Genomic DNA, 19777 nt, shown 5'->3' on the forward strand with positions numbered 1-19777 from the left:
GTGCGCATCGTGATCACCGGGGCCACCGGCAACGTCGGGACAGCACTGCTGGACGCCCTCGAACCCGGCGACGACCTCGTCGGCTTGGCCCGCCGGCTGCCCGACACGACGGCCGAGCCGTACCGCCGGGCGGGCTGGCGCGCCGTCGACGTCGGGGTGCCCGGCGCCGACCGGGAGCTGACCGACCTGTTCGAGAGCGCCGACGCCGTCGTCCACCTCGCCTGGGCCATCTCGCCGGTGCGCGGCGACCCGCCGATGTGGCGCACCAACGACCACGGCACCCGTCATGTCCTGTCCGCGGCCGCGGCGGCCCGGGTGCCGCACCTGGTCGTCGCGTCTTCGGTGGCCGCCTACGGGCCCGCGCCGCGCTGGGAGAAGGTCCCCGAAGCGCATCCGTGCACCGGGATCGCGCACAGCGCCTACAGCCGGGGCAAGGCCGCGCTGGAGACCCTGCTCGACCGGTTCGAGGAGCGCCACCCGGAGGTCGGGGTCGCCCGGCTGCGGCCGTGCGCGATCCTGCACCGGCGCGCGGCCGGGGAGTTCGCGCGCTGGCTGCTCGACCCGGTGGTGCCCGCCCGGCTCGTCGGCGGCCGCGGGCTGCCGGTTCCGCTGTGGACGGACCTGCGCGCGCAGATCGTGCACACCTCCGACGTCGCCGAGGCGATCCGGCTGATCCTCGACGCCCGCTTCACCGGCCCGGTCAACCTCGCCGCGCCCGAGGTGCTGGACGCCGACGCGCTGGCCGCGGTCCTCGGCGGGGCCCGCCTCCCGGTTCCGAAGCCGTTGGTGCAGGTCGCGGCCCGGGCCGCGTGGTGGACCGGGGCGCTGCCGCTGCACCCGGGCTGGCTCGAGCTCGCCGACCGGGCGGCGCTCGCCGACACGACGCTGGCGGAGACGGCGCTGGGCTGGCAACCTCGGTACGACGCCGCGTCCGCGCTCGCCGAGCTGGTCGCCGGGCTCCGGTCGGGCGCGGGGGCGGCGAGTGCGCCCCTGGCTCCGCCGCGCCGCGACGGGGCCCTGGCCCGGCTCCGCTCCCTCACCCGGATCGGGCCGAGCCACCAGTCGCAGTCCTGATCGCCGGGAGGCCGCCAGTGAGTACCGAAGCCGCCGACGCCGTCGTGATCGGCGCCGGGCACAACGGCCTGGTGGCGGCGAACATCCTGGCGGACGCGGGCTGGTCGGTGCTCGTGCTGGAGGCGACCGGGCACCCCGGCGGTGCGGTCCGGACCGCCGAGGTCACCGAGCCCGGCTTCCGCAACGACCTGTTCAGCGCCTTCTACCCGCTCACGGCGGTGTCACCGGCGATCAAGAGCCTGCGGCTGCAGGACCACGGCCTGCGCTGGCGGCACGCGCCCGACGTGCTGGCCCACGTCCTGCCCGACGACCGGAGCGTGGTGCTCTCGCGCGACGTCGACCGCACGGCGGCGTCGGTCGACGAGTTCGCGCCCGGCGACGGCGACGCGTGGCGGCGCCTGTTCGAGCAGTGGCGGGAGATCCGCGAGCCCTTGCTGAACGCGTTGTTCACGCCGTTCCCACCGGTCCGCCCGGCGCTGAAGCTGCTGCGCCACACCGGTACCGCCGACGCGCTGCGCCTCGCGCGCATGCTGACCCTGCCGGCCCGCCGGTTCGGCGACGAGCTGTTCGCCGGGGAGGGCGCCCGGCTGCTGGTGGCGGGGAACTCCGCGCACAGCGACCTGTCCGTGGACAACGCGGGCAGCGCGGTCTTCGGCTGGCTGCTCGCGATGATCGGGCAGGACGAAGGGTTCCCGGTTCCCGAAGGCGGTGCGGGCGAGCTGATCTCGGCCCTGGTGCGCCGGCTGGAGTCCCGGGGCGGACAGGTCCACTGTGGACGTCCGGTGCGGGAGGTCCTCGTCGGCGGCGGCCGCGCGCTGGGCGTGCGTGACGCCGACGGCAACCCGGTCCGGGCGCGCAAGGCCGTGCTCGCCGACGTCCCCGCGCCGCTGCTGTACCGCGAGCTGGTGGGGGAGGAGTGCCTGCCCGCGCGGCTGGTCGAGGACCTCGGCAAGTTCGAATGGGACAGTGCGACGGTGAAGGTGGACTGGGCGCTGTCCAGCCCGATCCCGTGGACGGCCGGAGCCGCCCGCGGCGCCGGTACGGTCCACCTCGGGGCGGACCTGGACGGGCTGTCGGCGTTCGGTGGTGAGCTCGCGCGCGGCAGGACCCCGCGCCGGCCGTTCCTGCTGCTCGGCCAGATGACCACGACCGACCCGACGCGGTCGCCCGCGGGCACGGAGGCGGCGTGGGCGTACACGCACGTGCCGCGCGGCACGATGGAGAACCGCGCGGCCCTGGAGCGGCGGGCCAAGCGCATCGAGGAGACCGTCGAGGCGAACGCGCCCGGGTTCACCGGCCTGATCAAGGCCCGGTACCTGCAGGGGCCGGCCGAGCTGGCGGACCACAACCCGGGGCTGGTGGGTGGCGCGATCAACGCGGGGACGACGGCGATCCACCAGCAGCTGTTCTTCCGCCCGGTCCCGGGGACGGGACGCGCGGACACGCCGGTGGACCGGCTGTTCCTGGCGGGGGCGTCCGCGCATCCCGGCGGCGCGGTGCACGGCGGCCCGGGCGCGAACGCGGCGCGGGCCGCGCTGGCCCGCGCCGGCCACCTCGGGGGCGGCTACGCGGCGGTGATCCGCGCGGCCCACCGCGCGATCTACGGCTGACCCCGGCGGTCCGGCAAGTCCGTGAATGGCACATTCACGGACTCTGAGTCCCTCGATGTGCCATTCACGGCTTCGGGCGTCACGGGCGCGGGTGGCCGCTCTTCGCCCGGGCGTACTTGCCGACCGCCAGGTCGGCCAGCCGGGCCAGCGACTCCGTGTTCCGCGGCTTCACCAGCAGCGACTGCAGTGCGGCCGGCAGCACCTTCCCGGGCCCGCGGACGATGTGCTCGGTCATCCGGACGAGCGTCCCCGCGCCGTGCGGCACGAGCGTGAGCCCGACCGCCGCCGCGCCGAGGGGCCAGCCGCGGGCTTCCAGGGACAGCGACTGTCCCGGTTCGACCGCCGTCACGACGGTTTCGTCCTGGATGTGCACCGGCCACGGGCCGACGCTGTGGTGGATCTTCGAGCCCACCGACGGCCACTCCGGCTCGACGTCACGGATGTGCGAGCTCCCGACCACCCAGCCGGCGTAGAGCCAGCCGTCGGCGAGAACCTCGAACACGGCCTCGGGGGGCACGTCGATCACGCGGCTGACCTCGGTCACGGCTTCCTCCTGCTCATCGGGACAGACCAGGAGTACCCCGTCGCGGACGGGGTATGCCCGCTGCGGGAAAGCGGAGGTGGCGATGGTGGCCGGACGAAGGAAAACGCCCGAAGGACCGGGCGAACTGTCCAAAGGGACGTGGGGCGGGGTGCTCAAGCACACCTTCAAGCAGTTCAACCGGGACAACCTGACCGACTGGGCGGCCGCGCTGACCTACTACGCGGTGCTGTCGCTGTTCCCGGGCATCATCGTGCTCACGGCGATCCTCGGCCTGCTGGGCCCGACCGCGATCCAGACCGTGATCGACACCGTCAACCAGGTCGTTCCGGGGCAGGGCAAGGACATTCTCGTCGGCGCGATCAAGGAGCTGGCCGGCTCGCGCACCCTGGCCGGGCCGCTGGCGATCCTCGGCCTGCTCGGCGCGCTGTGGTCGGCGTCCGGCTACGTCGGCGCGTTCATGCGCGCATCGAACTCGATCTACGGCATGCCCGAAGGACGCCCGATCTGGAAGACGATCCCGCTGCGGATCGCGCTGACGATCGGCATCGTCGTGCTGCTGGCGGCGTGCGCGCTGGGCGTGGTCGCGACCGGCTCGGTCGCCCGCCGGATCGGCGACCTGATCGGCCTCGGGCCGACCGGGATCCTGGTGTGGGAGATCGCGAAGTGGCCGGTGATCGCGCTGCTCGTCAGCCTGGCGTTCGCGCTGCTGTACTGGGTCGGGCCGAACGTGCGGCAGCCGGGGTTCAAGTGGCTGACGCCGGGCGGGCTGGTGGCCGTGCTGCTGTGGGTGCTGGCGTCAGCGGGATTCGCGCTGTACGTCGCGAACTTCGGCTCCTACAACAAGACCTACGGTTCGCTGGCCGGGGTGATCGTGTTCCTTGTATGGTTGTGGATCTCGAACCTCGCGGTCGTGCTGGGGGCGGAGCTGGACGCCGAGCTGGCCCGCGGGCGCACGATCGAGGAGGGGCACGCGGAGGACCAGGAGGAGCCCTTCCTGCCGCCGCGCGACACGAAGGCGATGGACGACGACGAAGCCGCGAGCGTGGCGAAGGAAACCGAACGGAGCTGAGCGGATGGCCTGCCGGATCACCGAGCTCGTGCTGGACTGCCGGGACCCCGACCGGCTCGCCGAGTTCTGGTGCGCGGTGCTCGGCTACGAGGTGATCGGCCACGAACCCGACGGCCTCGAGCTGGGCCCGCCCGGCGGCCGGTTCGGCGAGGGACCGCCGACGCTGGTGCTGGCCCGGACGGAGCACCCCCGCCGCGGGAAGCTGCCGCTGCACCTGGACGTGAGCCCGGCGGGCTGCGACCAGGAGACGGAGCTGGCCCGGTTGCTGGCACTGGGCGCGCGCCCGGCGGACGTGGGTCAGGACGGCAGTGAGTCCTGGGAGGTGCTGCAGGACCCGGAGGGCAACGAGTTCTGCCTGCTGCGCAAGGACGTCGGGGCGGCCTGACACGAGGTCCGGGCATCCGGTGCGGTGAACGGGACGACCTGCGGTGCCCCCGGCCCGCGCGTCCTGCTCCGGACCGTGCGGGGCGGCGTGGGGAAAGTTCCGTTCCCGGCAGGCCCGGGGGACCTCAGCGCTCGTCGCCTTCGGCCGCACAGCGGCGCCACTGGACCTGGTCGCCGGCCCGGTCCGCGTGCCACACGGGCGTCCCCTCGGACTCCCAGGTCGGCAGGAGCCGCCCGGTCACCACGCGCCCGCGGGCGACCCGGCCGAACAGCTCGACCCCGTCGGCCCGGCGGGCCGCCGGGATCCACGCGGGAAACCTCGTCCGCGGCAGCTTCCGCTCGATCCACTCCCGGGCCGAGCCCTCGCTCCCGTGGTCGGATTCGACGATGCTCGACACCGGGCCGTCGCCGCCGACCGCGAGGCCGATCGACGCGCGCCAGCGCACGGGGGAAGCATCGGGGTTCACCGGTCCCAGGTTCCCGGACGAGCGGGTCCGCGGGCCAGTACACGTACGGGTGGATCCACGCTCACTCACTGTGCCCCCTGCCGCTCGCCGCTGACCGAACACGGGCTGGTTTCCCCGCCCGGGTGACGGTTAATCACGCGCGGCTGAGCAGACGCGCGCACGCCTTCTCCAGCACCGCCCGCGCGTCGTCACCGTCGACGCGTCCCGCCCGCTTCACCGCCGCCGCGATCGTGCGCTCGGCCCGGTAGGCCTCCACCAGCCGGGGGTCCACATAGGACGACCGGCACACCGCCGGGGTGTTGCCGAGCGCCCGGGAAACCTCCTTCATCACGCCGGCCTCCGCACGCTTGCGGGCCGCCTCCGACGACGGCAGGTCCGCCGCGGCGAACGCGGCCGCCGCCAGCACCGTCGCGGTCCACGTGCGCAGGTCCTTCGCGGTGCAGTCGTCGCCGGCCAGCTCCTTGAACCGCTCGTTGACGTCGGCCGCGTGCACCTCTTGCCAGGTCCGGCCCTCGCGGTGGACGAGCAGCCGGTCACTGTCGGCCCGGCTGCGCAGCAGCGACTTCACCACCGACGCCAGCGCGGCGTCCCGGATCACCACTTCGCGGTCGAGACCGCCCTTGGCGACGTAGCAGAACCGGCACTCGTCCCCGCGGACCGCCGCGTGCGAACGCAGCAGCGTCGCGACGCCGTGGGTGCCGTTCTCCTCCGCGTACTCCTCGCCGCCGGTGCGGAAGATCCCCCGGTCGAGCATCCGCAGCGCCGCCGCGAGGACCCGTTTCCGGGTGAGGCCGGATCCGGTGAGGTCGGCCTCGACCGAGGCCCGCCACGCCGGGAGCCGCCGGGCCATCGCCAGCACGCGGTCGTGCTTCTCCTCGTCGCGGTCCCGGCGCCACTGCTCGTGGTAGAGGTACTGGCGCCGCCCCGCGTCGTCGGTCCCGACGGCCTGGACGTGCCCGTTCGGGTACGGGCAGATCCACACGTCCCGCCAGGCCGGCGGGATGACCAGGCCCTTGATCCGGTCGAGCAGCTCCGGCTCGCCGCCGGACGTGGCGTAGGAGAACCCGCGGCCGCGACGGATCCGCCGGATGCCGGGTCCGCGCACGTCACTGCGGCGGAGTCTGGTGCGTCCCATCGCCGCGAAATACCCGCCCCGCCCGCGCGGAAACCATGATTGCCGGACGCCGGCCGCGCACGCCGGGGAAAGTCACCCGGAAGGGAGTGGCCTCAGGCGGGCCCGCGGCGCAGTGGGCGGACCGCCGGGCCTTGCACGACCTCGCCGTCGACGCCGAACCGGGAGTCGTGACAGGGACAGTCCCAGGTCTTTTCCGCGTCGTTGAACGAGACCAGGCAGCCGAGGTGCGTGCAGTGCGCGCCGACGGTGTGCAGCTGCCCGGCCTCGTCGCGGTGCGCGGCGACCAGCTCGCCGCCGACGCGGACGACCTCCGCGTCACCGGGGCGGAGGTCGTCGAGCTTGTCCGACCGCCCCAGCGCGGCGACGTGGTCGCCGATCAGGTACCGCGCGACCGTCAGGTTGTCCTCGGCCACGCCGAGCACCGAACGGGCGTCGAACCGGTTGGGGTCGACCAGGTCCGCGGCCGGGTGCGGCTCGCCGAGGATCCGCGCCGCGAGGACGTGACCGGCCGAGGTGCCGCCGGTCATGCCCCACTGGCCGAACCCGGTCGCCACCCAGAGGTGCTTCGTCCCCGGCAGGTACCGGCCGACGTAGGGCAGTTTGTCCACTGTGGACAGGTCGTGGGCGGACCAGCGGTGGGTCACGCGGTGCAGGCCCGCGTGCGCGTCCGCCCAGCCGGCGAGCCGCCGGTACCGGCGCTCGACGTTCACGTGCGCCCCGACGCGGTAGTGCTCGCCGCCGGCGATCACCAGCGGCGTGCCCGCCTCGGTGTACCCGCGCACGGAATGGTGCGTGTCGGCGTCGAGGAACATGCCCTCCGGCGGGGTGTTCCCGGCCGCCGGGCCCGCGACGACGAGGTCGCGGACCGGCTCGAGGCGGGCGAAGTACAGGCCGCGGTCGAGCACGGGGTAGTGGGTCGCGACGACGACCTCGGCCGCCGCGACGTCGCCGCGTGACGTGCGGACGGTGTGGCCGTTCAGCGCGGTCGCGCGGGCGTTCTCGACGACCGTGCCGCCCGCGCGTTCGATCTCGTCGGCCAGGCCGAGCAGCCACCGGCGCGGGTGGAAGTGCGCCTGCCCGGTGGTCCGGACGGCGCCGAGCGCGGGGACGTCGAGCGCGACCTCGTCGACGAACGAGGCGGCCAGGCCCGCCGCGGCCGCGGCGTCCGCCTCCCGCTTCAGCGCGTCGACCGTGTTCTCCCGCGTCGTGTAGACGTAGCTGTCGGCGCGGGTGAAGCCGCAGTCGATCCCGCACTCGGCCGCCGTGGCGGCGACCCACTCGAGCGCGGCGGTCTGCGACTCGGCGTACGTCTTGGCCGCTTCCGCGCCGTGCCGGGACGTCAGCTCCGCGTACTTCACGCCGTGCTGGGCGCTGACCTTCGCCGTCGTGTGGCCGGACACCCCGGCGGCGACCCGCTCGGCCTCCAGCACGACGACCGAGCGGCCGCGGCGGGCGAGCAGCAGCGCCGTGGTGAGCCCGGCGATGCCCGCGCCGAGCACCGCGACGTCGGCCTCCGCGGGCACCGGCACCCCGGTGCGGTCCGGCGCGGGCGCGGTTTCGACCCAGAGGGAAAGCGGTTCGGGCAGAGCGGTCATGCGCGCGGGGTGCCCGCTGAGGGGGCGGCGAAACTCGGCCGTCCGGACCGTTTCGGGCGGCAGGGCCCGGGTAGGCCTCCCGGCATGAGTACCACCATCTTCGTGATCGGCCTGGACGAGGAGAACCACCGTGTGCTGGACCGCCTGCCCTGGGCCGGGACCTACCGGTTCCACGGCCTGCTGAGCCCGGAAGAACTGCAGCACGGCGAAATCGACTTCGAGGCGCTGCTGAAGACCGCGCAGCACCAGCTCGACGCGTTCGACGGCGACATCGCCGCGATCGTCACCTACTGGGACTTCCCGGCGGCGACCCTCGTCCCGATCCTGTGCGCCCGGTACGGCCTCCCGAGCCTGTCGCTGGAGGCCGTGCTGAAGTGCGAGCACAAGTACTGGAGCCGGCTCGAACAGCGCGAGGTGATCGACGAGCTGCCGAACTTCGGCATCGTCGACCTCGACGACGAGCGTCCGGTGCCCCCCGAGGGCGTCCGCTTCCCGATGTGGCTCAAGCCGGTGAAGTCGTTCTCCTCCGAACTCGCGTTCAAGGCGGCGAACGAGGGCGAGTTCGCCGACGCGGTCGCCGAGATCCGCGCCGGCGTCGGCAGAGTGGGGGAGCCGTTCGGCGCCGTGCTCGACCAGGTGCGGCTGCCGCCGGAGATCGCCCGGGTCGGCGGGGCGGCCTGCCTGGCCGAAGAGGCCCTGCACGGTGTCCAGGCGGCGGTGGAGGGATACGTCTACCACGGTGAAGTCGTCGTCTACGGCGCCCTCGACTCGATCGACTACCCGGAGAGTTCGTCGTTCCTGCGCCACCAGTACCCGTCGCAGCTGGGCGAGGAGCCCGTCCGGCGCATGCGTGAGGTGGCCGAGCGCGTGATGAAGCGGATCGGCTACGACAACGGCACGTTCAGCATCGAGTTCTTCTGCGACCCCGAGTCGGGCCAGGTCGCCCTGCTGGAGATCAACCCGCGGCACTCGCAGTCGCACGCCGAGCTGTTCGAGTTCGTCGACGGGGTCGCCAACCACGAGATCATGGTGCGCCTCGGCCTGGGCCAGGACCCCGGGCGCCGGCCGCGGAAGGGCCAGTACCAGATCGCCGGGAAGTGGTACCTGCGCCGCTTCGAAGACGGCGTGGTGACGCGCGTGCCGACCCGGGAGGAGATCGCGGCGATCCGGGAACGGATCGACGGCACCCGGATCGAGGTCGTGCCCGAGGTGGGGCAGCGGTTGTCCGAGTTGCCGGAGCAGGACAGCTACAGCTTCGAGCTGGCCCAGCTGTTCGTGGCGGCGCACACCGAGCACGAGATGGTCCAGAAGTACCAGGCGTGCGTCGACGCACTGCCGTTCGAGTTCGACAAGGTGTGACGGGTGTCCGTGCGTGCCCGGGGAGGCCGGGCTACGGTGGCAGGGTGAGGAGGTGGTCCCCGTCGCCATCCACCGCGACGTGGAGGTGCTCCGCCCCCTCGTCCGGGTAGTACCCGCGGACCTTCCCGCGGCGAGCGTGCTCCCCGCGGTCTCGCCCGAACGTCTCTCTCTGCTCAGCGACTACGGCGTCACCCACGCGGGCGCGCCATGACCGGCCCCGCGGCGTCCGTGCACCTGGTCCCGGAGATCCGTGACCGGGCGACGGTGGTGACCGTGACCGGGACGCTCGGCTCGGAAACCTACCCCGACCTGCGGAACGGCCTGCTCAAGATCGTCACGGACGCTCCCGACGGCGTGATCGCCGACATCGGCGGGCTCACCATCGAGGAAGATCGGCTGGCCAGCCTGTTCGCGACGATCGCGCTGCGGATCCGCGACTGGCCCGGCGTCCCGTTCGCGCTGGTCACTCCCCGGCCGGAGCACTTCGTGCTGCTGGCGAGGCAGGCGGTCGGCCGGTTCGTGACGGTGCACCCCGACGTCGGCACGGCCGAACGGGAGCTGGACCACCCGCCGCGGCGCCGGGCGGTGCAGCTGCTGGCCGCGAGGGTCGGCGCGTCGGCGCTGGCGCGGCAGTTCATCGCCCGCGTCTGCGCGGAGTGGCAGGTGCCGGAGCACACCGAGGACGCGCTCGTCATCGCGACGGAGCTGGTCGAGAACACGATCCGGCACACGGACTCCGCCCCCCGGCTGCGGCTGGAGCTGCGGCGTGGCGTTTTCACGGTCGCCGTCGCGGACGACGATCCGCGCCCGGCGGTGCTGCACGAACGGGTCGACAGCACCGATCCGGGCCTCGGACTGCAGATGGTCGCGCAGATCGCGCGCGTCTGGGGGTGCAGCGGGTCCTGGGCGGGCGGCAAGGTCGTCTGGGCGGTGCTGGCCCGGGCGGGTGGACGCGCGGGCGACCCCGGGCGGGTGCGGCGGGCTCCCTGAACCCGTTGCCGGGCAAGGAGAAGAACGTGCCGGTGCGGCTCACCGAGGGCCCGGCGTCACCCGTGCGACCGGATGCGCCCCCGGGATCGGTCAGCCCGACTGCGGGTCGCTGTCGTCGTGCTGGTCGCCGCTCGACGTGCCCTGTTCGCCGCGGAGCGTCTCGCGCTGCGCTTCCGGGGTGTCGCCGTGCGGGTCGTCGCCGCTGGTGGCTTCGGTCGGGTGCTGGGTGCGGTCCTGGGACGTCATGGCCGTGCCTTTCTCCGGGGTCCGTTCCGGGCCCGGATACCCCGCCGCAGCCCGTTCAACCGGTGGCGTTTGCGCTGGTCTTGGCCGGGTAGCCCGAAGCGACGCGGTTGTCCGCCGGCGAGTGCGCCGGGCCGCGGCCAGGTGAAGGAGACCGAAATGACCACGTCGGCGGAACCCGCCCGCCCCCGGGAGGGCACCGCACTGTCCGATGTGGAGCGGGGGGTGCCGCACGCCGAGCGCCCCCGCCGCGTCACCGTCGTCCCGGGCGGGCCGGTCCTCGTCGAGGGGCCGGTCGAGCTGGGCACGCCCGAGGGTGAGGTCGTGCGGTCCGACCGGTTCGTGGTCGCGGTGTGCGCGTGCCGCCGGAGCAAGCGGTTCCCCTTCTGCGACACGAGCCACCGCAAGCGGGCGCGGACTCAGTCCGGCAGCGACTGACGCAGCGAAGACCGCCCGGTGTGCCAGCTGTCCAGCAGCCGCGCGCCGAAGCGGCCCTCCAGGAACTCCGTCGCCTGGATCCCGAACACGACGTCGGCGGCCAGCTCGGGCTCCTGCTCGAGCAGGTCGCCGAGCACGTCGTGGCGCATCACCTGTTCGTGGACCGCGTCCGCCTCGATGTGCTCGGTGAAGAAGAACCGGCACGCCTCGGGCGCCTCCAGCCGCAGCAGCGCCTGGTCGATCCGCGTCGCGGACGGCGCGGTCGTGATCTCCGCCGCCGCGAAGTGGCCGCACAGCGCGCCCCGCAGCGACCGGTGCAGCCCGAACATCGACATCATGTTGACCACGGCGAACATCGGGCCCGGCACGTGGTCGGCCAGCTCGAGGTAGCCGTCCGGCAGCCCTGCGGCGCGCAGCAGGTCGGTGAACAGGCGCGCGTGGGCGAGCTCCGCGCGGCCCCGGCCGAACTCGTCGAACTCGACCGCCACCAGCGCCGCCTTGGCCCGCCCGCGCAGCCGCGGGATCACCCACGCGTGCGGGTCGGCCTCCTTGTGGTGGTAGACCGAGCGGTGCGTGAAGTACTCCCGCAGGTGGTTCCAGGTCCCGTGGTCGCGCAGGAAGTGCGAGACGCTTTCGACGTCGAGCGGTTCGACGAGCAGTGTGTCGAGCGCGGCCGGGACGTCGTCGCCGCCCGGGACGTTTTCGCGCAGCGCGGCCAGGAAGCGCGCCTCCAGCGCGCCGCGCAGGCGCAACAGCTCCGGATCCCACTCCCAGTCGGCCGACACACCGGGCAGGCCCTGGTAGTGCAGTTCGTAGCACAGGTGCAGGGCGAGCTGGAGGTCGTCGCCGAGCGGGTCGGAGTCGGCCAGCCCGTCGAAGCGGAGGTCGGCTCGCGGCTGTTCACGCAGCAGCGTCTGCAGCACGGACGCCGAAAGCGGGCCACGCGAGGCCGGCAGCGTCGCGGCGGCGGTGAAGGTCGTCATGCCCCGGGCTACCCGGTGAGCCGCGTTCCATGCCGGGCCGGCCCGGTTCGTGCCGTGAGCCGGCGCACCGCGCGAGCTCCTTCCGCGGGGGCTCGCCGCCGGTTGCCCGTCCCGGAAACGCGCTCCGGCCTCAGCTGTCACCGGCCACCAGGTCGACGACGTCTTCGCCGCGCCGGCGTTCCGCGAACGCGCGCCGTTGCCGGTCGGCGCCCCCGCCCTCGGCGGTCAGCCGCGCCGTTCCTTCCCGCGCGAAGTCCAGGTCTCCCGCCGCTTCCAGCGCGGGTGCGGTCAGCGCGATCAGGTCGTCGAGCACCACCTTCACCGGTTCCAGGTCCCCGCTCCGCGGGTGCGGGCAGCAGCCGGTCACCCCTTCCCGCGACGCCCGCCAGAGCCGGCCGCGCAGCACCTCGTTCGACAGCTTCGGCGGCGGCGCGTCGTCGGCCAGCGCGGTGGCGACGAGAGCGCGCGCCAGCACGGCCAGCAGCACCGCCTCGGCCGGTGTCGCGGCGACGTCGGAGATGCGGAACTCGAGCGTCGGCTGCTTCTCCGACAACCGGACGTCCCAGTAGATCATCCCGCGGTCGAGGATCGCCCCCGAGCGCAGCCAGCCGTCGACGATGCTCTCGTACTCGTCGAGCGAAGCGAACTGCGGCGGCGGGCCGGCCGAGGGCCACCGGCTCCACTGGTGGTAGCGCCAGCTGGCGTAGCCGGTGTCGTAGCCGTCGGCGATGGCCGAGTTCGCGGTGATCGTGAGCAGCGCGGGCAGCCACGGCCGGACGCGCCCGAGGACCCGGATCCCGCTCTCCTTGTCGGGGATCGCGACGTGCACGTGGCAGCCGCACGTGAGCGAAGTCCACGCGGTGGCGCCGAAGTGCTCGGCCATCCGCTGGTAGCGCGGGTTCGGCGTGATGCGCGGCGGGTCCACTTGGGACAGCGGCGGTGCGCCGGCGGCCAGCAGCCGGTAGCCGCGGGTGCGGGCGGCCCGGGCCAGTCCTTCGCGCAGCCCGCCCAGCTGGCGCAGCGCCTCGGCGTGCGTGCGGCAGACGTCGGTGGCGGTCTCGGCCTGCGACCGGTTCAGCTCGTGTTGCAGCTCGCCTTCGGCGTCGTCGGCCGCCGCCTCCGCGGCATCGACGACGTCGTCACCGGCCTGCGAGAGGTGACCACGCCGGTCGACGACGAAGAACTCCTCCTCGATGCCGAACGTCAGCACGTCTGGGTTCACCGGTGCTCCTGGGGGTTGGGGGAGCCGGTCGGGTACCCGGACGGGCTGTGGCGCAAACGGCGTTTTCCCCGGCGGCGAGCGGGTAAACGGCCGGTCATGAACCCGAGCACCGCGTCTTCGCCGTCGCTGCTGGCCGCCGACGCCGGCGCGGCCGTGCGCCGGTTGTCCCGCTGCGTGGGCGAGGGCGAACTCGACTCGCCGGCCGAGATGTACCGCGTGCTCGGCGCCCTCCGGCTGCTGGCGGACGACCTGACGCACCTGCTGCCCGCCCTGCAGGGCCGGCTGGAGGAGGGCGTGCTGTCCGGCCGGGTGACCGGCCACGGCGCCGGGGACGCCGTCGAGGCGACCTGGGACTCGGTGGGGGACGTCGGCCGGGCGCTGACCCACGCCGGCACCGTCGCCCTCCTGATGACGAAGGAACTGGAATACTCCCAGGCCGCCCTGCGCGACCTGGCCACACCGTGAGGAAACCGATGTCGACCGACGCGATCGTGCTGCTCAAGAACGACCACAAGACCGTGGAACGGCTGTTCAAGGAGTTCGAGAAGGCGGAGGAGAAGGCGTACCGCGAGAAGCGCCGGATCGCCGACGCGATCATCGAAGAGCTGACCGTCCACGCGTACATCGAAGAGGAGATCTTCTACCCGGCCGCGCGCGAAGCCGTGCCGGAGACGAAGGACCACGTCCTGGAGAGCGTGGAAGAGCACCACGTCGTGGTGTGGATGCTCTCGGAGCTGCTCGGCCTCGACCCGGAGGACGAAAGGTTCGACGCGAAGATGACGGTGCTGACGGAGAACGTCCGCCACCACGTCGAGGAGGAAGAGGACGAGTGGTTCCCCGAGGTCCGCTCGGCGATGGGCCGCAAGCGGCTGCAGGAGCTGGGGCAGCGGATGATCGACGCCCGGCCGGACGCGCCGAAGAACCCGCTGGAGCTGAAGAGCGCGAAGGCGTGAGGTTTCGGCGCCCCCGGCGGACCCTGTGAAACACTGCCGGTGGCGTGACCGTGCGTGGTGGGGGTATTCCGGTGGGCATGGAATGGCACGAAGAGCTGCACGAGCGGGTCGACGAGCGGATCGAGCAGCTGGACGAACGGCTGTGGGCGGTCGCCACCGCGCTGCACGAGCGGCCGGAACTGTCCTATGAGGAGCACGCGGCCGCCGAGCGGCTGACCGGGGAGCTGGCCGCGGACGGCTTCGCGGTGGACACCGGCGTCGCCGGGCTGCCCACGGCGTTCCTCGCGCGGGCCGGGAGCGGACGGCCGTGCGTCGCGCTGCTGCTGGAGTACGACGCGCTGCCCGGGCTGGGACACGCGTGCGGGCACAACCTGATCGCCGCGGCCGGCCTCGGTGCCGCCCTGTCGGCGCGGGACGTGCTGGCGGACAGCCCGGGATCGCTGCTGGTCGTGGGGTGTCCCGCCGAAGAGCGCGGCGGGGGCAAGGTGGCACTGGCCGAGGCGGGCGTCTTCGACGACGTCGACGCGGCGCTCACGTTCCACCCCGGCGTCCACTCGTGGTCGTCGGCCCCGCTGACCGCGCAGGTGGAGCTGAAGGTGACCTTCCACGGCCGCGCCGCCCACCCGACCGGCAACCCGGAGGCCGGCGTCGACGCGCTGGCCGCGCTGATCCAGGCGTTCGGCGCGGTCTCGGCGCTGCGCCAGCGGCTGCCCGCCGGCTCCCACGTCCAGGGGATCATCACCCACGGTGGCGAGGCGACGAACATCGTCCCGGACCACGCGGAGGGCCGCTTCGGACTCCGCGCGCTGACGACCACGGCCCTGGACCGCCTGGCCGAGGACGTCGGCACGTGTGCGCAGGGAGCGGCGCTCGCGACCGGTGCGAAGGTCGACGTCGAACGCCTCGGGCGCGGGTTCGCGCACTTCCGGGACAACGCGGTGCTCTCCGAGCGGTTCACCGAACACCTGGCCGCGTGCGGCATCCACGCGACCCCGCCGGTGCCGGGGGTCTTCCCGGGTTCGTCGGACATCGGCGACGTGAGCGCCCGGGTCCCGGCGATCCACCCGTTCGTGGCGATCACGGCGGAGGAGTACGCGGTGCACACGGAGGAGTTCGCGGCCGCGTCGGCGAGCCCGCGCGGGCGGTCGGTGATGCTGGCCTCGGCGGCGGCGCTGGCCCGCACGGCGATCGACCTGCGGACGCACCACGCGCTGGTCAGCCGGGCCTGGGACCACTTCCGCTCGCTGGAGCGCAACGGGCACTGAGCGCGCGCCCGTCCCGCTTCCCGCTCAGGCCACCGACGAACAGGCCGTGCGCGCGTCCGTCCACTGTGGACCGTCGATCCTTCGAACGCCCGAGCGTGGGCCTTGACGCATACCCATATGGGCATATGATGGCTGCGTGGCACGAGCAGCGACAACGGCCGACACCTTCAACGCCGTCGCCGAACCCCGGCGGCGGCAGATCCTCGACGTCCTGATGAGCGGGGAGCGGTCCGTCGGCGACCTCGTCGACGCGCTCGGCCTCGCCCAGCCGCAGGTGTCGAAGCACCTGCGCGTCCTACGGGAGGTGGGCGCGGTGGACGTGCGCGGCGACGGCCGCCAGCGGCTCTACCGGCTCAACGGCCCCGCGCTCAAGCCCATCCACGACTGGGTCAAGCGCTACGAACGGACGTGGTCGGCACGCTTCGAGCTGCTGGACGGCGTCCTCGAAGAACTCAAGGAACAGGAGCAGTGACGTGGAGATCACCCTTCCCACCGACGAGCAGATCCTCATCACGCGCGAATTCGCCGCACCGAAGCACCTGGTCTACCGAGCGTGGACCACGCCGGAACTGGTCAGACGCTGGTGGGCCGGGCACCGGGGCACGACCACCGACGTCGAAATGGACCTGCGTCCCGGCGGCCGCTGGCGGTACGTGCTGAAGACGAACGACGGCGCCGAGGTCGGGTTCCACGGTGAGTACCGCGAAGTCGTGCCGGAGGAGAAGATCGTCTACACCGAGGTGTTCGAGATGCCGGGTGTCGACCCCGACTCAGTCGACGGGCCGCTCAACACCGCCACCTTCACCGCACTCGGTGCCGATCGCAGCGTCCTGCGGCTGCTGACCGAGACGGGCAGCAAGGAACTGCGCGACATGATCCTCGAGTCCGGCATGGAAGGGGGCGTGCGGGAGCAGATGGTCCTCATCGAGGAGCTCGCGAACTCCCTGCGCTAGCCGCCCGCAGGAACCGCTCGCCCGTCTTGGCCAGTTCGGCGGCCAGCTCCGGAGCTTCGAGCACTTCGAAGTCCACCTCCAGGAGCCCGAGGTACAGCGACAGCATGGCCGCGCTGTCCGAGCCGACCTCGGCGACGCAGCGGTCCGGTCCCTCGGGCGTCACCTCGACCGCGAGCGGCAGCCGGGCCCGCACGTACGCGGCCGACGTGTGGAGCCGCACTTTCGCGTGGTAGCGCCAGGTCGCCGCGCCGACGCTGCGCTGGACGAACTGCGTGACATCGCCCTCCGGCGGCTCGCGCGGGGCGAAGCGCGGCCCGTTCGGCACCTTCGGCGTCATCCGGTCGACGCGGAAGGTGCGCCAGTCGTCCCGCCCGGTGTCCCACGCGACGAGGTACCAGCGCCGGTGCAAGCCGACCAGCCGGTGCGGCTCGACGTCGCGGCGGCTCGCCGTGCGGTCGTGGCTGCGGTAGTCGAACCGCAGCCGCTCGCCGGCCCGGATCGCCGACGCGATCGCCGTCAGCACGTCGGCGTCCACGACGGGACCGGTGCCCGGCACCGAGACCGTCGCGGCCTGCAGCGCCTGCACCCGGTGCCGCAGCCGCGACGGCAGCACCTGCTCCAGCTTCGCGAGCGCGCGCACCGACGTCTCGCCGATGCCGGCGACGCCGGTGGCGGTCCGCAGCCCGACCGCGACGGCCACCGCTTCGTCGTCATCGAGCAGCAGCGGCGGCAGCTGCGCGCCCGCGCCGAGCCGGTAGCCGCCCTGGACACCGGGGGAGGCCTCGACCGGATAGCCGAGCTCGCGCAGCTTCCCGACGTCGCTGCGGACCGTGCGCGTGGTGACGTTCAGCCGCTCGGCCAGGTCGGCGCCCGTCCAGTCGCGCCGCGTCTCGAGCAGCGACAGCAGCCGCAGGAGGCGGGCGGAGGTCGGCAACATTTTCCGAGGATCGCACGAATCGCGGAAGGAAGTCTTCCGCAATGGTTCCTAGCGTGCTGCTCATGACGAACTCCTTCCGGATCGCAATCCCGCAGGCCGACCTCGACGACCTGCACCGCCGCCTCACCGAAGCCCGGTTCGCCGACCCCGTGCCCGGCGACGAGCCGGACTGGTCCCGCGGCATCCCCACCGCCGTCGTGCGCGAGCTGGCGGAGTACTGGCGCGACGGCTTCGACTGGCGCGCCCAGGAGGCAGCGCTCAACGCGTTCCCGCAGTTCACGACCGAGATCGACGGCCAGCCGGTGCACTACCTGCACGTCCGGTCGGCCGACCCGGACGCGGTCCCGCTGCTGCTCACGCACGGCTATCCCAGCACCTTCGCCGAGTTCCTCGACGTCCTCGGACCGCTGACCGAGCCGGGCCCGGACGCGTTCCACGTCGTCGTCCCGTCGCTGCCCGGCTTCGGCTTCTCGACGCCGCTGAGCGGGCCGGGCTGGGAGCTCGCCCGGACGACCGACGCGTTCGCCGAGCTGATGACGCGGCTCGGCTACGACCGCTTCGCCGCGCAGGGCGGCGACATCGGCGCGGGCGTCACCGGACGCCTCGCGGCGCTGTACCCGGACCGGGTGATCGGCACGCACGTGAACAGCGACCGCGGCACGATCGCGCTGGCCGGCGAGCAGCTTCCCTTGCCGGACAACCTGTCCGAGGCCGAACAGGCCGAACTGGACGCGGCCCGCGAGGCTTGGCAGGCCGGGCGCGGCTACCTCGACCTGCAGTCGCACAAGCCGGAGACGATCGCGGCCGCGCTCACCGACTCGCCGGTCGGGCAGCTGGCCTGGATCGCCGAGAAGGTCCAGGCCTGGACCTTCTCGGGCGGCGGCATCGACCGCGACCGGCTCCTGACGACCGTCAGCCTGTACTGGTTCACGCGCAGCGGCGCGACGGCGGCCCGGTTCCTCTACGAGGCCGCGCACTCGGGCCACGGCTGGCTCGCGCCGTCCGCGGTGCCCGCGGGCTGGGCGGTGTTCAACTCGTCGCCGGTGGTGCGGCGGATCATGGACCCGGAGGAGAAGATCGAGCACTGGTCGGAGTTCGCCGAGGGCGGCCACTTCGCGGCGGTGGAGGAGCCGGAGCTGCTCGTGGCCGACATCCGCGCGTTCTTCCGGAAGCTGCGGCCGTGACCGGGGGCGGTGGTCCAGAATCGGCGGCGTGCAGTTCGCGATCCTCGGGCCGGTCGAAGCCCGCCGTCCCGACTGGACCGCCGTTCCCCTCGGCGGTCCCCAGCTTCGAGGGCTGCTCGCCCTCGACGCCGGGCGCGTGGTGGGCGCGGAACGGCTGATCGACGGCCTGCAAGCAAGGAATTCGAGAAGGGCGACCGCGTGCGGTGGGACGCCGGCAACAAGAGTTCGGTCGGGACGGTCGAACAGAAGATCACCGAGGACACCCACGCGGGCAAGCGGGACGTGAAGGCTTCGCCGGAGGAGCCGCAGTACCTGGTCCGGAGCGAGAAGTCCGGGAAGACCGCCGTGCACCACCCGGACAAGCTGCACCAGACCTAGCGCGCCGCGCAGAAGACGCACACGCCCTCGGCGGTGGCCGCGGGGAGGCTGGGCGGCGTCGCCACAGCGCCGACCGTAGCGGGAAGGTCACGCCGGTGTCAGGTGCGTTTCCGTCCACTCCGCGAACGACGTCAGCGCGATGCCGAGCGCCCGGGCGAACTCGGGACGTGCGGGGTGGCCGACCTCGTTCTGCCACTCGTGCCGGACGGCGAAGGCGGGCGCTCCGGCGGCGACCGCTTCCTCGACGGTCATGTCCGGCGCGGTCAGCTCGACGCCGAGCGCGCGCGAAAGGATCTCGGCGACGCGGGTCATCGGCATCCGCTCGCTCGCCAGTTCCAGTTCGACGCCGTGGAAGCGCGCCGGATCCGCGAACGCCGCCGCGGCCGCGGCCCCGATGTCGTCCACCGCCACCAGGGCCAGTTCGGTCCCGGGCTTGATGGTCGTGACCAGCCGGCCGTGCGGGAGCAGGAACGACGGCGGCAGGAAGTTCTCCATGAAGAAGCCCGGTTTGAGCAACGTCCAGTGCGCGAACCCGGCGTCGCGGACGCGGTCCTGGATCGCCGTCTTGGTCTCCAGGTAGTGCTCCATCGACGCCCAGCGGCCCTCCGCCCAACCGGGCACGGACCGGTGCTGCCCGGCGCCGGAGACCGAGGTGTGCACGAACTGCGGTACGCCGGCCTCCGCCGCCGCGTCGACGAGGTTGCGGCCCTGGACCCACTCGGAGTCACCCTCCAGGTTCGCCATGTCGGGCATCTGGACGGAGAACACGCCACGCACGCCTTTCACGGCGGGGGCGAGTGAGCCGGGGTCGTAGAGGTCGCCGACGACGACCTCGGCGCCGAGGTCGCGCAGCGCTTGCGCCCGCCCCGGGTTCCGGACCAGCGCGCGGACGGGAACGCCGGCCTTCAGGAGGGTACGGGCGGTGGCGCCGCCTTGCTTGCCGGTGGCGCCGGTGACCAGGACGGGGGACATGGGAGCTCCTCGGGAGATAAGT

At 73.3% G+C, this 19777-nt stretch carries 24 protein-coding genes; 15 read left to right on the plus strand and 9 right to left on the minus strand.

What is annotated here, in order from left to right:
• Complete coding sequence (locus QRX60_RS35595) at positions 1-1074, plus strand: NAD-dependent epimerase/dehydratase family protein (RefSeq protein WP_285995827.1); 1074 nt, start codon at positions 1-3, stop codon at positions 1072-1074.
• 17 nt (positions 1075-1091) lie between these two features.
• Complete coding sequence (locus QRX60_RS35600) at positions 1092-2684, plus strand: phytoene desaturase family protein (protein ID WP_285995828.1); 1593 nt, start codon at positions 1092-1094, stop codon at positions 2682-2684.
• Between the two features lie 79 nt (positions 2685-2763).
• Here QRX60_RS35600 and QRX60_RS35605 read toward each other — a convergent pair whose 3' ends face one another.
• Positions 2764-3228, minus strand: a complete 465-nt coding sequence (locus tag QRX60_RS35605) for an SRPBCC family protein (protein ID WP_285995829.1) — start codon at positions 3226-3228, stop codon at positions 2764-2766.
• 82 nt (positions 3229-3310) lie between these two features.
• Between QRX60_RS35605 and QRX60_RS35610 the strand changes: the two genes are divergently transcribed.
• Together QRX60_RS35610 and QRX60_RS35615 are read left to right on the plus strand one after the other, a co-directional pair.
• Positions 3311-4297 (plus strand): YihY/virulence factor BrkB family protein, encoded by a 987-nt coding sequence (locus QRX60_RS35610; protein WP_285995830.1) that lies wholly within the window; start codon positions 3311-3313, stop codon positions 4295-4297.
• A 4-nt stretch (positions 4298-4301) separates the two neighbouring features.
• Entirely contained in the window at positions 4302-4682 is a 381-nt protein-coding gene (locus QRX60_RS35615; protein WP_285995831.1) for a VOC family protein, read from the plus strand.
• Between the two features lie 124 nt (positions 4683-4806).
• Here the strand turns inward: QRX60_RS35615 and QRX60_RS35620 are convergent, their stop codons facing one another.
• From QRX60_RS35620 to QRX60_RS35630, 3 genes are all read right to left on the minus strand, one after another.
• Positions 4807-5148, minus strand: coding sequence for a hypothetical protein (locus QRX60_RS35620; protein WP_285995832.1), 342 nt, complete (start codon positions 5146-5148; stop codon positions 4807-4809).
• A gap of 133 nt (positions 5149-5281) precedes the next feature.
• Entirely contained in the window at positions 5282-6283 is a 1002-nt protein-coding gene (locus QRX60_RS35625; protein ID WP_285995833.1) for a DNA topoisomerase IB, read from the minus strand.
• A gap of 92 nt (positions 6284-6375) precedes the next feature.
• Positions 6376-7878, minus strand: coding sequence for an FAD-dependent oxidoreductase (locus QRX60_RS35630; protein ID WP_285995834.1), 1503 nt, complete (start codon positions 7876-7878; stop codon positions 6376-6378).
• Positions 7879-7962: 84 nt separating this feature from the next.
• Here QRX60_RS35630 and QRX60_RS35635 point away from each other — a divergent pair, with 84 nt between their 5' ends.
• From QRX60_RS35635 to QRX60_RS35645, 3 genes are read left to right on the plus strand one after another with little or no spacing between them, the layout of a single operon-like run.
• The gene (locus QRX60_RS35635; protein WP_285995835.1) at positions 7963-9237 is read left to right on the plus strand and encodes an ATP-grasp domain-containing protein; all 1275 of its coding nucleotides are present in this window, start codon (positions 7963-7965) and stop codon (positions 9235-9237) included.
• A gap of 52 nt (positions 9238-9289) precedes the next feature.
• Positions 9290-9448, plus strand: coding sequence for a hypothetical protein (locus QRX60_RS35640; protein ID WP_285995836.1), 159 nt, complete (start codon positions 9290-9292; stop codon positions 9446-9448).
• Positions 9445-10227 (plus strand): ATP-binding protein, encoded by a 783-nt coding sequence (locus QRX60_RS35645; protein WP_285995837.1) that lies wholly within the window; start codon positions 9445-9447, stop codon positions 10225-10227. Before QRX60_RS35640 ends, QRX60_RS35645 begins: the two co-directional genes overlap by 4 nt.
• Before the next feature lie 90 nt (positions 10228-10317).
• On the opposite strand, the gene QRX60_RS35650 is transcribed toward QRX60_RS35645, so the two are convergent.
• On the minus strand, positions 10318-10473 hold the full coding sequence (locus QRX60_RS35650) for a hypothetical protein (RefSeq protein ID WP_285995838.1): 156 nt from the start codon (positions 10471-10473) through the stop codon (positions 10318-10320).
• A 222-nt stretch (positions 10474-10695) separates the two neighbouring features.
• On the opposite strand from QRX60_RS35650, the gene QRX60_RS35655 reads away from it, so the two are divergent.
• The gene (locus tag QRX60_RS35655) at positions 10696-10908 is read left to right on the plus strand and encodes a CDGSH iron-sulfur domain-containing protein (protein WP_286003768.1); all 213 of its coding nucleotides are present in this window, start codon (positions 10696-10698) and stop codon (positions 10906-10908) included.
• Here the strand turns inward: QRX60_RS35655 and QRX60_RS35660 are convergent.
• Together QRX60_RS35660 and QRX60_RS35665 are read right to left on the minus strand one after the other, a co-directional pair.
• Positions 10890-11891 (minus strand): iron-containing redox enzyme family protein, encoded by a 1002-nt coding sequence (locus QRX60_RS35660; RefSeq protein ID WP_285995839.1) that lies wholly within the window; start codon positions 11889-11891, stop codon positions 10890-10892. The two genes, QRX60_RS35655 and QRX60_RS35660, sit on opposite strands and share 19 nt — an antisense overlap.
• Positions 11892-12021: 130 nt before the next feature.
• Positions 12022-13113, minus strand: a complete 1092-nt coding sequence (locus tag QRX60_RS35665; protein ID WP_285995840.1) for a carboxylate-amine ligase — start codon at positions 13111-13113, stop codon at positions 12022-12024.
• Between the two features lie 96 nt (positions 13114-13209).
• Here QRX60_RS35665 and QRX60_RS35670 point away from each other — a divergent pair, with 96 nt between their 5' ends.
• The 5 genes from QRX60_RS35670 to QRX60_RS35690 all read left to right on the plus strand — a co-directional run bounded on the left by QRX60_RS35670 (position 13210) and on the right by QRX60_RS35690 (position 16284).
• Positions 13210-13578 (plus strand): hypothetical protein, encoded by a 369-nt coding sequence (locus QRX60_RS35670; RefSeq protein ID WP_285995841.1) that lies wholly within the window; start codon positions 13210-13212, stop codon positions 13576-13578.
• A gap of 8 nt (positions 13579-13586) precedes the next feature.
• A complete protein-coding gene (locus QRX60_RS35675; RefSeq protein ID WP_285995842.1) occupies positions 13587-14066 on the plus strand; it encodes a hemerythrin domain-containing protein in 480 nt (159 codons plus the stop codon).
• 77 nt (positions 14067-14143) lie between these two features.
• Complete coding sequence (locus QRX60_RS35680) at positions 14144-15331, plus strand: amidohydrolase (RefSeq protein ID WP_285995843.1); 1188 nt, start codon at positions 14144-14146, stop codon at positions 15329-15331.
• Positions 15332-15467: 136 nt separating this feature from the next.
• Positions 15468-15803, plus strand: coding sequence for an ArsR/SmtB family transcription factor (locus QRX60_RS35685; RefSeq protein WP_285995844.1), 336 nt, complete (start codon positions 15468-15470; stop codon positions 15801-15803).
• Between the two features lies 1 nt (position 15804).
• On the plus strand, positions 15805-16284 hold the full coding sequence (locus QRX60_RS35690; RefSeq protein WP_285995845.1) for an SRPBCC family protein: 480 nt from the start codon (positions 15805-15807) through the stop codon (positions 16282-16284).
• On the opposite strand, the gene QRX60_RS35695 is transcribed toward QRX60_RS35690, so the two are convergent.
• Positions 16253-17221 carry a helix-turn-helix transcriptional regulator gene (locus QRX60_RS35695; RefSeq protein WP_285995846.1) on the minus strand — a complete coding sequence of 323 codons (969 nt, stop codon included), beginning with the start codon at positions 17219-17221 and terminating at the stop codon, positions 16253-16255. The two genes, QRX60_RS35690 and QRX60_RS35695, sit on opposite strands and share 32 nt — an antisense overlap.
• A 53-nt stretch (positions 17222-17274) precedes the next feature.
• On the opposite strand from QRX60_RS35695, the gene QRX60_RS35700 reads away from it, so the two are divergent.
• Complete coding sequence (locus QRX60_RS35700) at positions 17275-18405, plus strand: epoxide hydrolase family protein (protein WP_286003769.1); 1131 nt, start codon at positions 17275-17277, stop codon at positions 18403-18405.
• Between the two features lie 198 nt (positions 18406-18603).
• The gene (locus tag QRX60_RS35705; RefSeq protein WP_285995847.1) at positions 18604-18783 is read left to right on the plus strand and encodes a hypervirulence associated TUDOR domain-containing protein; all 180 of its coding nucleotides are present in this window, start codon (positions 18604-18606) and stop codon (positions 18781-18783) included.
• Between the two features lie 87 nt (positions 18784-18870).
• Here the strand turns inward: QRX60_RS35705 and QRX60_RS35710 are convergent, their stop codons facing one another.
• Positions 18871-19755, minus strand: coding sequence for an NmrA family NAD(P)-binding protein (locus QRX60_RS35710; RefSeq protein WP_285995848.1), 885 nt, complete (start codon positions 19753-19755; stop codon positions 18871-18873).
• Positions 19756-19777 lie beyond the last annotated feature (22 nt).

It is taken from the genome of Amycolatopsis mongoliensis (assembly GCF_030285665.1).
In the GTDB taxonomy this organism is placed as follows: Bacteria; Actinomycetota; Actinomycetes; order Mycobacteriales; family Pseudonocardiaceae; genus Amycolatopsis; species Amycolatopsis mongoliensis.

Excerpts from the sequence above, each read along its gene's own strand:
- QRX60_RS35610 (WP_285995830.1), top strand. The coding sequence starts at position 3,311 with ATGGTGGCCGGACGAAGGAAAACGCCCGAAGGACCGGGCGAACTGTCC.
- QRX60_RS35615 (WP_285995831.1), top strand. The coding sequence starts at position 4,302 with ATGGCCTGCCGGATCACCGAGCTCGTGCTGGACTGCCGGGACCCCGAC.
- QRX60_RS35625 (WP_285995833.1), bottom strand. The coding sequence starts at position 6,283 with ATGGGACGCACCAGACTCCGCCGCAGTGACGTGCGCGGACCCGGCATC.
- QRX60_RS35630 (WP_285995834.1), bottom strand. The coding sequence starts at position 7,878 with ATGACCGCTCTGCCCGAACCGCTTTCCCTCTGGGTCGAAACCGCGCCC.
- QRX60_RS35635 (WP_285995835.1), top strand. The coding sequence starts at position 7,963 with ATGAGTACCACCATCTTCGTGATCGGCCTGGACGAGGAGAACCACCGT.
- QRX60_RS35645 (WP_285995837.1), top strand. The coding sequence starts at position 9,445 with ATGACCGGCCCCGCGGCGTCCGTGCACCTGGTCCCGGAGATCCGTGAC.
- QRX60_RS35650 (WP_285995838.1), bottom strand. The coding sequence starts at position 10,473 with ATGACGTCCCAGGACCGCACCCAGCACCCGACCGAAGCCACCAGCGGC.
- QRX60_RS35660 (WP_285995839.1), bottom strand. The coding sequence starts at position 11,891 with ATGACGACCTTCACCGCCGCCGCGACGCTGCCGGCCTCGCGTGGCCCG.
- QRX60_RS35670 (WP_285995841.1), top strand. The coding sequence starts at position 13,210 with ATGAACCCGAGCACCGCGTCTTCGCCGTCGCTGCTGGCCGCCGACGCC.
- QRX60_RS35675 (WP_285995842.1), top strand. The coding sequence starts at position 13,587 with ATGTCGACCGACGCGATCGTGCTGCTCAAGAACGACCACAAGACCGTG.
- QRX60_RS35680 (WP_285995843.1), top strand. The coding sequence starts at position 14,144 with ATGGAATGGCACGAAGAGCTGCACGAGCGGGTCGACGAGCGGATCGAG.
- QRX60_RS35695 (WP_285995846.1), bottom strand. The coding sequence starts at position 17,221 with ATGTTGCCGACCTCCGCCCGCCTCCTGCGGCTGCTGTCGCTGCTCGAG.
- QRX60_RS35710 (WP_285995848.1), bottom strand. The coding sequence starts at position 19,755 with ATGTCCCCCGTCCTGGTCACCGGCGCCACCGGCAAGCAAGGCGGCGCC.